The following is a 12,954-nucleotide window of genomic DNA, read 5'->3' as shown; positions in this document are numbered from 1 at the left end:
ATTATGTTGGCGATATGAAAAATCAAAAAGTGATATTCACGGCCATGGAAGTGCTGATCCTCCTGGTCGCCGTGACCGCATGCGCAGGATACGGGAAACTCTCGGCGACCTCCAATGAGGAGCAGAATGCCCTGTTGAAGGATCTCGTCTCTCATTCCGGGGACTACGACGTCTATTATTACGGGAATAGCGAACGACTCGTTTCCGGCATCCTCTTCGATCCGAAATCTGACGACAAACATATCCGGCCGGAAGGGAAACTTTGGAAGAAAATCGACGACCCCGAAACGATCGCCGGGGTAATCGACAGCATCGACCGGAGCCTCTTCCCGGGTTATTTTCAGCAACTCTACGCCATCGACAGCCCATCCGGCGAATTATACGGGTACCTGTACACGGGTTGGAACTACCTGGTCATAAAGCCTGTCGATGAACGGACGGTGCGGGTATATGGCCTCAGTGGCCCCCCCGAATATGAGGATGCATTCCCCGGCATGAATTGATCCCGGTGTCGGAAACGATCGGCGCCCGGACGGGGGCCGCACCTTTGATTACCGCGCTACCGTCATGCCCGGAAAAAACCAAGACCGGTTTTCGATACCATAGGAGGAGTTGTGAAACGCGACTTTCTGCACATAACCGATCTTGACGCCCTCGAAATCCAAGAAATCCTGGAACTCGCCCAGGAAGTCAAGACCAAGCTGAAATCGGGTGAAGCCTACGCTCCCTTCGAGGGGAAAAGCATGGCCATGATCTTTACCAAACCGTCGACCAGAACCCGCCTCTCCTTTGAAACCGGATTCTACAGGCTGGGCGGTCACGCCATTTACCTGGGACCGTCCGACATCGAGATCGGCAAACGGGAAGCGGTCAAAGACGTCGCGCGTGTTGTCAGCCGTTACAACGATGTCATCATGGCCAGGTTGTTCGACCACGACCACATTCTGGAACTGGCCGCATACGCGTCCGTACCGGTCATCAACGCCCTGACCGACTACAATCACCCCTGCCAGATCATGGCCGACATTTTGACGGTTCTCGAACATCGTGGGAATCTGGACGATCTTAAGGTGGTTTACGTCGGCGACGGCAACAACATCGTGAACTCGTGGCTGCGTCTGGCCCAGAGGATCCCTTTGCATTTTGTCTGCGCCTGCCCGGAAAATTACATGCCCGACAAGGCCACCGTTGAGGCTTCCCGCAAGGCCGGCATCTCGCGAATCGACATATCCCATGATCCTCTGGATGCCGTCGAAGGCGCCCATGTCGTCTACACCGATGTGTGGGCGTCCATGGGGCAAAAGCATGAAAAAGAAAAACGGCTGCAATACTTCCGGAACTTCCAGGTGAATGAGGCCGTCATGGCGGCTGCCGGAAAAGATGCCCTCTTTCTGCACTGCCTTCCGGCCGAAAGGGGTCTGGAAGTCACCGACGCGGTTATCGAGGGAAAACAGTCGGTCGTTTTCGATGAGGCTGAAAACAGAATGCACGTTCAGAATGCACTGCTTCTCAAAATGATGGGGAAAGCCTGACGTTAAAAACAATCACGAAAATACGAAAGCGAAAAAACACGAAAAAGTTCCATTTTTTCGTGTTATCGATCTGAGATCATCTTCTTAAGCCGCTGCAGAAGGGGGCGTCTTATTTTAACCTTGAGGTAAAGGTCGCCGGCCGGACTGTCGCCCCTGCCGGGACGCCCCCGGCCGGCAAGGCGTATCTTCTGCCCGTCACGCACCTTCGGCGGAATTTTAATGATCAGCTTCTTCTTGTCGGTCTTCTGAAAAAAGGCGTATGGGCCGCCGTTTTGGGCTGTTTCGCCATCCAAAACGATGGTCTCGAACAGATCGCCCCCCTTCTCGGGTGAAGCGTTTTGGGAAAGCTTCCTGAGCAGCTGACCGGCCAGCATGGCCAGCGGCCCACCACCGGATGGCAACCGCCCCTTTCTCATACCGCCTTTTCCGGGAGTCCCGAAGAAGAAAAAACCGGCGCCGAAAAGACCGGGCCTGCGAACCTCGAAGGAACGGAATCCTTTCCCATAGAACTCCTTGAACACCTCGTCGGAACTGCGGAACCCGAAGGACCGGGCCATTTCCTCGAAAATATGATGAATGTCCGAATTGCTGAAGATGTCCTTCTCGGTGTAAGCCTTTCTGAAACGGGTCCGGGCCGCATCCCCGTACTGCTGTCTTAATCCGTCGTAGGCCTTGCGCTTTTCGGGGTCCGACAGCACGGCATAGGCCTCGTTGATCCGTTTCATCCTGTCGGCAGCTTCCGGATTTCCCTTGTTGCGGTCCGGATGGTATTGAAAGGCCAGATCCCGGTATGCGGTCCGAATTTTTTTAGGATCGCTGCCGGGATCTACACCCAGCACGTTATAGTAGTCCGTCTGCTTCATGACAAGTCGTCAGCTATAGCGAAGGCACGAAAATTTTCATGGTTTTTCGTGTTTTTGGACTTTCGTGTTTTCGTGATAAATGATCTTTATCTTTTCCGGTTTAACCGGGTTGGGATTATACATTCCAGGGATCCGGCACCCCCCCGGCAAAGGTCTGCGGCATCTTATAATATCCTTTTTCCACCGCCAGGTTCACCAGCCGCGCGCTTTCCTCCATCCCCAGGTCATTCATCATGCTGAAGGGCCCCTTGGGCCACGCCAGGGCCGTGCATATTCCCAGCTCCAGATCCTTTATGGAAACCACGTCTCTTTCGATCAGGTGCGCGGAAATGGTGAAAATATTCCCCAGCAGGCTGTCTCTGACCGCCTTGCGGGCCGCCTCATCCGCCAGCACCTCCCCGTCCTCGAGGTTCCACGGTTTCCCGCTTTCAAACTGCGCCTCCAATGCATCCGGCATCAGGGGGTAGCCGACATCGCTGTCATGGAGATAAGCGACCATGGAAGCGCCTGCGTGATAGCAGGTGCCGATGCCGGAGCCGTTCTGCACCCACATGATGCCGAACCGCACGTTGAGCGCCTCCTGGGAAATACTTTCCAGGGTGGCGATGTTGTAGGTGTCGCCCAGAAACGAATCCAGCACCATGTAGCTGGAAATGAATACCGGGTTAATGGCGAACCCGGGGAAATCCTTGACCGAGATGGCCACCTTGCGGCATTTTTCGGCAAAGTGCATGAGGCTTTCGTAAGTGGCGTCGCTGGTCTGCTTTTGGCGGATCACCTCCACCAGACGGTTGACATTGGCCGGAAAAAAGTAGTGCACCCCGGCCGTGCGTTCCGGGTTTTCCACCCTTTCCATCAGCTTTTCGATCAGAAACGTGGACGTGTTGCTGACGATAATGGCATCCTTGCGGCAGGCTGCGGAAAGCTCCCCGAAAATCTGGATCTTGAGATCCATCTTTTCGATGGCCGCCTCGATAATCAGGTCGCAGTCGGCCAGCTCATCGTAGCTGCTGGTACCGGTAATCATGGACGTCAGCCCGTCCATGTCCGCCTGGGTCATTTTTCCCTTGGCCACCCTTTTTTCCAGGGCTTTGACCACCCACTTGTCATACATGGATGCCACCAGTTCGTCATTCAACTCTTTGAACACGACCCGGTATCCGGACGACGCGGCACTCAGACCGATGGCGGCCCCCATGACACCAAACCCGACGATGCCCACCTTGCTGATCTCTTTCATGATCTCTCCTTTCTAAGTTTCGAATTTATGGCTTCAGGATGCTCAACCCACAGCGTCGAAGCCCTGAACTGCAACCACTGACTACGCCTGCAACGCCGCCGCCAGTTTCTCACTCTCGGTCTTGATGGCCTCCATATCCCCGGGTATCATCTCCCAATTGGTGACTTCCAGGTTCGGCTCGCTGTTCTTCCTCGGAATCAGGTGCAGATGGTAGTGCATCACGACCTGGTTGACAGCCCGCCCGTTGGCCTGGACCAGGGCGACGGCATCGGCCCCCAGGGCGGTCTGCATGGCGGCGTATATCTTCTTCGAGGTTAGATGGATGGCCGTAAGATCCGCTTCCGATACCTGCCCGAGATTCTCCGCATGCGCCTTGGGGATGATCAGGGTGTGGCCATCCGACAGGGGGTTGATGTCCGCGAAGGCATAGACCCGTTCATCTTCATAGATTTTAAAGCTGGGAATTTCCCCCCTTACTATTTTGCAGAAAATACAGTCATCCATTTTTCCCTCCTCTGTATTAAAAAGGTTCCGCTATGGTGTAGTACTCGACATCGTCCGGGTGCACATTGACTTCGGGAATGGCGCGCCCCTTCACCGATATGCCGGCTGCATGCACGGAATCCTTGTCCCCGGTCAGCAGCGGGTGCCAGGGGGGCAGCGGCTTGCCGCCGGCCAACAGGCGATAGGCGCATGTCCGGGGAAGCCATCGATAGGCTTTGACCCGGGAGGGCGTCAGGGTAGTACACCCTTTTACCAGTCGGCTTCTGTTCTCGTAAGCTGTACAGCGGCACCGTTGGGTATCGAAAAGATAGCAGGAAACCCATGTATAACGAACCTTGCCGGTTTTCCGGTCTTCCAGCTTCTGGAGACAGCATCGGCCACAGCCGTCGCACAGCATCTCCCACTCTTCGGGCGACATCTGCCCCAGCGTCTTCCTTTCCCAGAAAGGGGCATGATCTCCGGAAACCGTTTTCTGTTTAGCTACCACTTCGAACGCTCCACGCCGTTTGTGTCAGACACGGAAATTCACCGCGAAAAAATGACCCTTCGAAAACAGGCAATCAGCATGCGACGCGTCATGTTTTCGATATCCGCATCGTTTCCCCCAGTGTTGCAACTGCGGAAATTACAGTCGTATCAGAACCTTTTCCACGTTCACCGCTGTTTTGATCAGCTTCTGTTCGAGCATGATGCGTTCCGTTTGTCGCCAGGCCTCCACATCGATAGTGCCGATCTTCACCTCTTCTTCCGGTTTGATCAATTTCCGCGTTATAGTCAACTGCTCCTCGAGTATCGGGAGGGGGGTGTTCTTGTCAAATCCCGACAGCATTTTGAGGGTGGCTTCCGCGTGTTGGGGGTTGAAAGCCCCCTCCCACCCATCTAAAAGCGCTTTGATGAACCGCCTCGCCGTATCCGGGCGTTCCTGAACCATGTGTGCCGATGTCACCACCGAATTGGCCACGAATTTCACACCGTGAAGCGACGGGTTGAAAAAAGCGGTCTTTTCGCCGGCCTGCGTCAACTTCTGACTGATAATGGGACCCTGGCTGTTGATATATACCGGCCACAAATCCACTTTATGTCGATAGAACGGGGTGTAGTCGTACCGAACACTGTAGATCTGCACATCTTTTTCGGACAGGCCGCCACCGGCCAGAAGGGTCCGCATGATGGTCTCGTCGTTGCCGCCAAAGGTCACCCCGATGATTTTTCCCTTGAGGTCCGCCACCCCCGATATCTGAACCGCATCCGGCCGATAGATCCATTGCAGAGGGTTGACCTGAAAAAGCTGGGCCAGGACCACCACGGGCGACCCCTTCGCCAGTGCCCTGATTACCTGATCGGCTGAAGCAACGCCGAAATCGGCGTATCCGAGTTCCAGCTCGCGAATGGCATCGCGCTCCGGCCCGCCCTCCTTAACGGTTACGTCCAACCCAGCCGCTTTGAAATAGCCCATCGCATCGGCGTTCAGATCCCCGACCACGCTGGCATTGAAGAGCCATTTCAAACGATAGGTCAACCTGGCGCTCCCATTTTCGGCAGCGAAAAGCCCGCCGGACGAAAGCTGAACGATTACCAGAAAAAAACCGAACAAACAAACCATCCATCGTGTTTTCATGCCACCACCTCTTTTTTTTTCTACCTTTCGACGTCACCCTCAGACGCCTTGATTCTGAGGCCCCCGGGCTTTTGCAACGCTGAGGTATACGTCCGAAAAACCGGCAGCCTGTCGTTCGTGGACATGGCAACTGACCGCCGGCCACCGGCTACCGTCCCCCGGCCCACCCCTTCCGGATTACCGCACCCATGGCTTCCAGCAGTCCCTGATAGAGAGCCAGGGTGATGCCGATCAGAAACAGGGCCACCAGGATCTTGGCGAGATCGCTCTGGTACAGCGCGACCCGTATGCTGTAACCGATCCCCTCGTTGGCCGCAATGAATTCAGCCACGATGGTCCCCGCCATGGCCAGCGTAGCGCTCCCGGATATCACCGTGGTCAGCTTGCCGAGATTTTCGAAGGCCCTTATCTTTACCTCCAGTTGCCACCGCATCCTGCCGGTAACGCGGTAGAAATGTTCTATCTCCCTGACCGGCTCGGACATGATGCCCAGCACGGAAAGCAAAATGGGAAAGTAGCATATCATCGCCGCAATCAACAACCTGGAAAAAAAGCCGTCGCCGAACAGGATGAATATGATGGGGGCGATGGCAACGATGGGATAGGCCTGAACGTTGTAGGCCGCCACCTTGATGAAAGATCCAAACCAGGTCGTGCGCCGGCCCAGGACCCCCACCAGCAGCGCCAGAAAAATGGAGACCACCTGCCCGATGATCGCCACCGACAGGGTGTTGGCGACATCCAGGCCGAAATTCGCGTACACGGCCACAAGCGTATCCTTGATATTCGAGGGGCTGGGGATGACGTAGTCGGACAGTCCGAAAAGATACTTGACCGCAAAAAGCAATACGATTCCCAGCACGAATATGATCAGAAATTGGTAGATGCGCCTATGAAGCATTCATGATCTCCAGCATGGTCTTTTCGAGCCTGTCCCTGTCCAGATCTTCGGGATTCCGCATATCGATGCCTTTCAAGCCAACGGTTTGCGGCTGTTTCCCGGGGCCTCGCAGCACGATGATGTCACGGCAGAACTTGGAAACCTCCACGACATTGTGCGATATGTAGAGAAAATACCTTTCCGGGTACATGGCCTTGATCTTCAAGATGATGCTCTCACGCGTTTTTTCATCTACGTTGGCGAGGCTTTCGTCCATGATGAGCAGTTCGAAGTCCTGCAGCAGGTAGCGCATCAAATTGATGCGGTTTTGCTGCCCCAGGGAAAGTTGAGAAAAACGCAGTCCCATGACGCTGGCCATCCCGAAAGCGTCCACCAGCGCTTCCTTTCGATCGCTTTTCGATGCCGGCGTTATCTTTTCCAAATGTCGGCCGACGCTCGACCAGTCGGGCAGGCGTTCCATGTTGTAGGAATAAAAGAGGCGGGACATGCCTTCCACACGGATATCGCCGTGATAGCCGTCGAGCTCCCCCACGATTATTCTTGCCAGGCTCGTCTTCCCCACGCCCGACGGGCCGAACAGGGCATCGAATCCCGGTCTCTCCAACCGGAAGGAAAGCCCTTGAAATACGTTCGCAGAGGTGCCCGGGTATTGAAAAGCGATGTTGCTGCAGTTAAGTGTCATCTCAAGACCCGCCCATGTTCGACCAGATAATCTCCTTGCCGGCCAAGGGTACCCTGCAGCGGCTTACGATGTTCTGCCGGTGGTCTATGACCGTCATGTGAATGTCGGTAATCTCCACAAGTTCCCGATCCAGATCTTCCGGATACGCCTTGCTTCTGAACCCCTTGTGCCGGAAAAGGAGATCGTAGGGCATCATGGTCAGAAAGCCCCTCAGATACGTGGCCAGGAACTCCACGTGCGACCGAACCGCGGCCATGCGCTGCGGTGTTTTTTTCACCTGAGCATTCAGGGTCAGCTTGATAAATATTTGAATCCGGTTGTCATCCCAGTCATACGTCACCCGCATCGACGGTTCCGGCTCGAACAGATTGCCGTCACTTTTTACCAGGATGCCGCGATTGCGGTACAACTGTTCGTCCAGCCGCGACAATCCCAAATCCAGCATGGATGCAGGCTCCTGCATCAGGCTCCTGACGGATGCAGAGGGTTCCGCCCCCAGAGAAGCCGCCCACACGAGAAACAGGCACGCGAGCAGACCCATCGCCTTTGCGAACACGGGTGCCAAGATGCCGCAGCCCGATCTGTCCCTCGAGACGGCATGATGATACCGGTTACCGCAACGTTCAGGTTTAATCACTACGGAACAAGTTTCATCCATGCTCAGTGTTCCCGGTATCGGTCATAGCTTCTCATTTCAGCCGGCTGCTTCAGCAGTTTTACGCTATCGATTCGCTTGAGCAGCACCTCCCAGTCTTCATCCACACGCTTTTGTATCGCATCCATATCCTGTGATGAAAGATGTTTGAAGCGGCCCTGGGGACCGAGATAGTCGCCCACGGGCGCATCCCCTTTGAAGTTGAGCGTGTAGTGCAAACCGTTCTCGACTTCGTACAGCGGGAAGCTGTTCGTCTGGACGGCCAGCCTGGCAACCCTGACGGACACCTCCGACGGAATGCCCCAACCCGTGGGACAGGGCGCATACAGGTGGATAAAGCGTGAGCCACCCTTCAGTCGGGCCGCCTTTTTGAATTTACGGATGAGGTCATGGGGATAGGCGATGCTGGCGGTTGCCGCATAGGGTATGCGATGGGCCGCCATGATTTCGATGATGTTTTTTTTACCCGATCGTTTCCACTGCTCTCCCGGCGTCGTTGTCGTTCGCGTACCGTACGGCGTGGCCGAACTCCGCTGCACACCGGTATTCATGTAAGCTTCGTTGTCATAACAGACATAGATGAAATCTTCATTGCGTTCCACGGCCCCACTCAAGGACTGCAGACCAATGTCGAAAGTTCCCCCGTCACCCGCCCACGCCATCACGAAGGTTTCATCTTCTCCTCTGGCATCCAGCGCCGCCCTCAGGCCGCTGGCCGCCGCTCCTGCCGCGGCAAAAGCCATCTGCAAAAGCGGCACCCCCAGAGAGCTCTGGGGATAGGCGCCGGCAATAATGCCCCAGCAGCAGGCGGGGATAACCACCATGGTTTGGGGGCCGAGGGCCTTCAGCGCCAGTTTCATGGCAATCGCCGCGCCGCATCCAGGGCAGGCCACATGCCCCGGGTGCATCAGCTCCGTTTCACCGCCGCCCTTTTTCAGCGTTGATTCCATTTCCATCGGTCACCTATCTCCCCGAGTGCCGCGCTTACCTTCTTATCCCATTTCTCCGGCCACCTGCTACCGGCCAGAGACGACTACCCGCAGTCCACCCACACGCTCTCCACGGGCGGCATGTCCGTGTTCATCGTTTCCCTTAAAATTCGGGACAGTGTGTCCAGGGTCACGTCCCGGCCGCCAAGGCCTGCAATGTAGCTGTAGACCAGGGGCTTCACGGTCAGATTGCAGAGCTCCGCACGAATCTCCCGGGCAAAGATGCCTCCAGCCCCTGATGAAAAGTTGCGGTCGACAACGGCCAGCTTAGGCACTCCCGCCAATACCTCGCGGATGGCAACGCCCGGAAATGGCCTGAACGCCTTGACCTTCAGCATGCCGGCTTTGATGCCTTCCGATCGCAGCTGAGCGATGAGTTGCCGGCACGTTGCCGCCATGGTGCCACTCACGGCCAGCACGACATCGGCGTCCCCGCAGGCCACCGCCTCCACCGCCGGATACCGCCGGCCGAAAACTTTTTCGAAATCGGCCTCTATGACAGCCATGGTGCCGGGTACGCAGGCCATGGCCTCCTGGATGTTGTGGCGCATTTCCATGTAAGCCGCGGGCGCCACCATCTGTCCGAGTGCGTAGGGATCGGCGGTGTCCAGCTTGATGTTGGGCTCGAACGGCGGCAGAAACCGGTCCACCGTGTTTTCATCCGGTATGTCCACGGGTTCGAATGTGTGGGAAAGCAGAAAGGCGTCCAGCACGACCATCACCGGCAGGTTTACCTTCTCGGCCAGTCTGAAGGCCATGAGAATCGTGTCAAACGCCTCCTGGCCGTCTTCACAATAGAGTTGAATCCAGCCGGTGTCCCTTTGTGAAAGGCTGTCGGTTTGGTCTGCCCAGATGTTCCACCCGGGAGCCAGTGCGCGATTGACTTCGGCCATCACGATGGGCAGGCGTGCGCCAGATGCCCAGTGCAGGAGTTCGTGCATATAGGCCAACCCCTGTCCCGATGTTGCCGTAAAGGCCCGCACGCCTCCGCTGGAAGCCCCGATGACAGCGGCCAGGGCGGAGTGTTCGCTCTCGACACAGAGGAAGCGCGCATCCAGGCTGCCCGATGCGCAGTGGTTTGACAGGGCTTCCACGATATGGGTCTGCGGTGTTATCGGGTATGCGGAAACCACCTGGACCCTGGCCAGCCTGACGGCTTCCGAAACGGCATGACTGCCTTCCAGCACCTGTTTCATAAGCCCCCCGCCTCCAGAGTCATGGCATTGCGCGGGCATTCTTCCACGCAGATGCCGCACCCCTTGCAGTAATCCAGATCGATGGTATTGGGTTCGCTCAGCTCGACCGCCATCTCCGGGCAGAAGATGCTGCAGTAGCCGCATCCGTTGCATGTGCCGCAGTTGAAGCACCGCCCGGCTTCCTGCATGGCAGCCTCTTTTGACAGGCCGGCCTCGACAGGGTCGAAGCTGTGCACACGCCGCTCCGGAGCAAGCGTTGCCGGCAAATTGCGTTCCGTCCTGTCGTAGTAATGCGTCTTGATCTCGGCAAGGGGTACGCAGTGAGAGCTGACGTCACGCGCATTCCCCCGCCTGTATTTTTCCATTGAGACCCCGCGCCCCTCTCCGAGGGAGCATTCGTCGAGCCGCGGTATGACATTTTCAATGCCGTCCTTCAAACAAACGTCGATGGCCATCGCTGCCTGTTTGCCCGACATGATCGCGTGGGTGACGCTCAACACCGGACTGGCCAGGTCGCCACTGTAGACCGTCGGAATCGCGCCCCCCTCCACCAGGCAGTGACTCAACGGCAGTCGCCCCGTTCTCTTTCCCGGGCCAGGCAGGCAGGCGATGTCGGGTTCGGCTCCCGTAGCCGCAAACACGCCTTGAACGTCCATGGTTTCCGTGGCCCCGGCGACAGGTTCCACACGCGCCCTCCCGTCTTCGGACATCCCTCCCGTCAACTGCATGGCCTGTACGTCGAGCGCAAAGCCGCCGTCGACTTTCCGTAAGGCGACCGGGGCCGAAAGTTCCTTCAGGGCCACCCCCTCAGCGAGGGCCTGCTCTCTTTCCTCACCGAATGCCGGCATGTCCTCAATTCTCCTGCGGTAGACAATAACCGGTCTGGCACCGCAGCGCACGAGCGTCCGGGCGACATCGACGGCGGTGTTGCCTCCGCCGATCACCGCCACATCGCCCTTGAATTCCTCCGCCGCCCCGCTCCGAACCCGCCGCAGATAATCGAGCCCGTCGATGAAAAGCTCCCGTCCGGGTATGGCCGGTGTCACCGGTCGCGTGTGGCCGCAGCTCACGACCAGCGCCTGGTAATCGCCGGTGCCGGCAACGTCCGGCGATGCGGGTGTGCGGCAGAGAATCCGCACTCCCAGCCGTTCCAGGCGCGACACCTCGCCCTGCAGGAGTGGAAGCGGAAGACGGTAGGCGGGGATTCCCCAGCGCAGCAGGCCGCCGGCTTCTTCACGGGACTCGTAAACGTGGCATGCATGTCCCAGGCTGTTCAGGAAATACGCCGCCGACAGGCCCGCGGGTCCCGCCCCGACAACGGCGATGCGCGCGCCGCCGGCCGGTTGCGGCCAGGCCGAGGGCAACCACCCCGCCTTCAGGGCATGCGCGCCCAGCAACCCTTCGATGTGATGAATGGCCACGGGCTGGTCGAACCCCGCCCGGTTGCAGGCGTCTTCACAGGGATGGAAACAAACCCGGCCGCACACCGCGGGAAGCGGGTTCTCCAGCATGATGTCGTCCCAGGCCTGTGCCAAATTTCCTGTAGCCGCCAGCATTTCGATCCGGGGAATGTTCAGCCCGGCAGGGCAGGCCGCAGCGCAGGGGGCGGTTTTGTTTTCATATCTGGGAACGGCAAAGCGCCAGTCGCCTGTCTTGTTCGCGCGGGTCGACCGGTCCGATCTGGACAGCAACAACCGCGGCACCTTACAAGCGTTACGGTTCTCAATTTCGGTCATGGTATCCTAATCCGTTGTGGACAGTGTGCGTTGCGTTTGTTGGGTTACACCCGCTAACCCGATAAACCCAAGTAATCCGCTAACCGGGGAGGGTATGACCCTTCGCCGACAGATCAGTGGTCAAACTGCACGGTTTCATACGCCTGAATGGCTGCGGCCCTGTTCCTTTCCGGCTCGACCTCGATATGCTCGAGGATCGCCGACTCCAGGCACGCCAGAGGCGGCGTTTCCAATATCCGGATCAGGGCGCCCACCATGGCCGTGTTGACGATGGGATGCGTCCGCGTCCCCAGACCGTTTTCGACGCCGATACGCGTTGCATCGACAAATGCAGAACAAAATCCGGCATAGATATCGGGCCCATCCTGCGGATCCCGCGTGTTGACCAGAACCCACCCACCCGCTTTCAGGCCCTTGACGACATTCACGGTCTTTAACAGCTGCCGGTCCTGAACCAGGACCACATCGGGCGTGGCGATGTTTGTGCGCAGCAGTATCTTTTCATGATCGACCCTCAGATAGGCCTCCACGGGAGCGCCCCGCCTTTCGACACCGAAAGCCGGAAAAGACTGGACATGGTAGCCGGCTTTGAAAAACGCCTTTGCCAGCAAAATCGAAGCCACCACGGTGCCTTGACCGCCACGACCGTGAAAACGCATTTCCCGCATCAAATTACCGCCCTCTTCCTGCCTCTGAAACGCCCAACGTAGGTGGAAAGATCTTGCATGCCCGTCTGTGCTCCATCAATGCCCGGACAGCAGGTCCGCCTGTAACGCCCCTTTTTTGCGGCAAGCCGGATGACATCGCATTGCTTCTCCGGAGCGGCCCCGCCCATGGCTATAGGTCGATCTGTATCAGAAAATGATGAAAACCGATACAAGAACCGTCATTTCCCACAGCCGATTTAGGATATGTAAGCCCCGCTGGAGGGTCAAGCCCTAATTTGAGCGATTGAACCCCTGCATCCTTATATCCTTTGTATCCTTTGTGCCTTTGTGGTTCATGATTTTTCTCTGCGGGCAATGTCAGGGGGAGCCA

Annotated in this window: 14 protein-coding genes; 2 read left to right on the top strand and 12 right to left on the bottom strand. The window is 57.3% G+C overall.

What is annotated here, in order from left to right:
* Positions 1-14: 14 nt before the first annotated feature.
* Positions 15-503, top strand: coding sequence for a hypothetical protein (locus tag LJE94_17655; protein ID MCG6911929.1), 489 nt, complete (start codon positions 15-17; stop codon positions 501-503).
* A gap of 111 nt (positions 504-614) precedes the next feature.
* Positions 615-1,532 carry an ornithine carbamoyltransferase gene (gene argF / locus LJE94_17650; GenBank protein MCG6911928.1) on the top strand — a complete coding sequence of 306 codons (918 nt, stop codon included), beginning with the start codon at positions 615-617 and terminating at the stop codon, positions 1,530-1,532.
* A 62-nt stretch (positions 1,533-1,594) separates the two neighbouring features.
* On the opposite strand, the gene LJE94_17645 is transcribed toward argF, so the two are convergent.
* The 12 genes from LJE94_17645 to LJE94_17590 form a co-directional block, all read right to left on the bottom strand.
* Positions 1,595-2,395: a DnaJ domain-containing protein gene (locus LJE94_17645; protein ID MCG6911927.1), complete on the bottom strand. Its 801-nt coding sequence runs from the start codon at positions 2,393-2,395 to the stop codon at positions 1,595-1,597.
* A gap of 115 nt (positions 2,396-2,510) precedes the next feature.
* Complete coding sequence (locus LJE94_17640; GenBank protein ID MCG6911926.1) at positions 2,511-3,635, bottom strand: 3-hydroxyacyl-CoA dehydrogenase family protein; 1,125 nt, start codon at positions 3,633-3,635, stop codon at positions 2,511-2,513.
* An 81-nt stretch (positions 3,636-3,716) separates the two neighbouring features.
* Positions 3,717-4,139, bottom strand: a complete 423-nt coding sequence (locus LJE94_17635; protein ID MCG6911925.1) for an HIT family protein — start codon at positions 4,137-4,139, stop codon at positions 3,717-3,719.
* 16 nt (positions 4,140-4,155) lie between these two features.
* On the bottom strand, positions 4,156-4,626 hold the full coding sequence (locus LJE94_17630; protein MCG6911924.1) for a YcgN family cysteine cluster protein: 471 nt from the start codon (positions 4,624-4,626) through the stop codon (positions 4,156-4,158).
* A 138-nt stretch (positions 4,627-4,764) separates the two neighbouring features.
* Positions 4,765-5,757 carry an ABC transporter substrate-binding protein gene (locus LJE94_17625; GenBank protein MCG6911923.1) on the bottom strand — a complete coding sequence of 331 codons (993 nt, stop codon included), beginning with the start codon at positions 5,755-5,757 and terminating at the stop codon, positions 4,765-4,767.
* Between the two features lie 148 nt (positions 5,758-5,905).
* Complete coding sequence (locus LJE94_17620) at positions 5,906-6,658, bottom strand: ABC transporter permease subunit (GenBank protein MCG6911922.1); 753 nt, start codon at positions 6,656-6,658, stop codon at positions 5,906-5,908.
* Positions 6,648-7,340, bottom strand: coding sequence for an ATP-binding cassette domain-containing protein (locus LJE94_17615; GenBank protein MCG6911921.1), 693 nt, complete (start codon positions 7,338-7,340; stop codon positions 6,648-6,650). Before LJE94_17615 ends, LJE94_17620 begins: the two co-directional genes overlap by 11 nt.
* Before the next feature lies 1 nt (position 7,341).
* Complete coding sequence (locus LJE94_17610) at positions 7,342-7,998, bottom strand: hypothetical protein (protein MCG6911920.1); 657 nt, start codon at positions 7,996-7,998, stop codon at positions 7,342-7,344.
* A gap of 2 nt (positions 7,999-8,000) precedes the next feature.
* Positions 8,001-8,951 carry a thiamine pyrophosphate-dependent enzyme gene (locus tag LJE94_17605; protein ID MCG6911919.1) on the bottom strand — a complete coding sequence of 317 codons (951 nt, stop codon included), beginning with the start codon at positions 8,949-8,951 and terminating at the stop codon, positions 8,001-8,003.
* A gap of 77 nt (positions 8,952-9,028) precedes the next feature.
* Positions 9,029-10,180, bottom strand: a complete 1,152-nt coding sequence (gene porA, locus LJE94_17600; protein ID MCG6911918.1) for a pyruvate ferredoxin oxidoreductase — start codon at positions 10,178-10,180, stop codon at positions 9,029-9,031.
* Positions 10,177-11,916, bottom strand: a complete 1,740-nt coding sequence (locus tag LJE94_17595) for an FAD-dependent oxidoreductase (GenBank protein ID MCG6911917.1) — start codon at positions 11,914-11,916, stop codon at positions 10,177-10,179. Before LJE94_17595 ends, porA begins: the two co-directional genes overlap by 4 nt.
* Positions 11,917-12,029: 113 nt before the next feature.
* The gene (locus tag LJE94_17590; protein MCG6911916.1) at positions 12,030-12,584 is read right to left on the bottom strand and encodes a 2-oxoacid:acceptor oxidoreductase family protein; all 555 of its coding nucleotides are present in this window, start codon (positions 12,582-12,584) and stop codon (positions 12,030-12,032) included.
* Positions 12,585-12,954 lie beyond the last annotated feature (370 nt).

The organism is Deltaproteobacteria bacterium, assembly GCA_022340465.1.
Lineage (GTDB): Bacteria > Desulfobacterota > Desulfobacteria > Desulfobacterales > B30-G6 > JAJDNW01.
This window is presented reverse-complemented; position numbering and strand designations above follow the sequence as displayed.

What these genes read in the sequence shown, in the direction of transcription:
- porA (MCG6911918.1), bottom strand. Translation starts at nt 10,180, where the DNA reads ATGAAACAGGTGCTGGAAGGCAGTCATGCCGTTTCGGAAGCCGTCAGG.
- LJE94_17635 (MCG6911925.1), bottom strand. Translation starts at nt 4,139, where the DNA reads ATGGATGACTGTATTTTCTGCAAAATAGTAAGGGGGGAAATTCCCAGC.
- LJE94_17645 (MCG6911927.1), bottom strand. Translation starts at nt 2,395, where the DNA reads ATGAAGCAGACGGACTACTATAACGTGCTGGGTGTAGATCCCGGCAGC.
- LJE94_17610 (MCG6911920.1), bottom strand. Translation starts at nt 7,998, where the DNA reads ATGGATGAAACTTGTTCCGTAGTGATTAAACCTGAACGTTGCGGTAAC.
- LJE94_17595 (MCG6911917.1), bottom strand. Translation starts at nt 11,916, where the DNA reads ATGACCGAAATTGAGAACCGTAACGCTTGTAAGGTGCCGCGGTTGTTG.
- LJE94_17605 (MCG6911919.1), bottom strand. Translation starts at nt 8,951, where the DNA reads ATGGAAATGGAATCAACGCTGAAAAAGGGCGGCGGTGAAACGGAGCTG.
- LJE94_17625 (MCG6911923.1), bottom strand. Translation starts at nt 5,757, where the DNA reads ATGAAAACACGATGGATGGTTTGTTTGTTCGGTTTTTTTCTGGTAATC.
- LJE94_17620 (MCG6911922.1), bottom strand. Translation starts at nt 6,658, where the DNA reads ATGCTTCATAGGCGCATCTACCAATTTCTGATCATATTCGTGCTGGGA.
- LJE94_17655 (MCG6911929.1), top strand. Translation starts at nt 15, where the DNA reads ATGAAAAATCAAAAAGTGATATTCACGGCCATGGAAGTGCTGATCCTC.
- LJE94_17590 (MCG6911916.1), bottom strand. Translation starts at nt 12,584, where the DNA reads ATGCGGGAAATGCGTTTTCACGGTCGTGGCGGTCAAGGCACCGTGGTG.
- LJE94_17640 (MCG6911926.1), bottom strand. Translation starts at nt 3,635, where the DNA reads ATGAAAGAGATCAGCAAGGTGGGCATCGTCGGGTTTGGTGTCATGGGG.
- LJE94_17615 (MCG6911921.1), bottom strand. Translation starts at nt 7,340, where the DNA reads ATGACACTTAACTGCAGCAACATCGCTTTTCAATACCCGGGCACCTCT.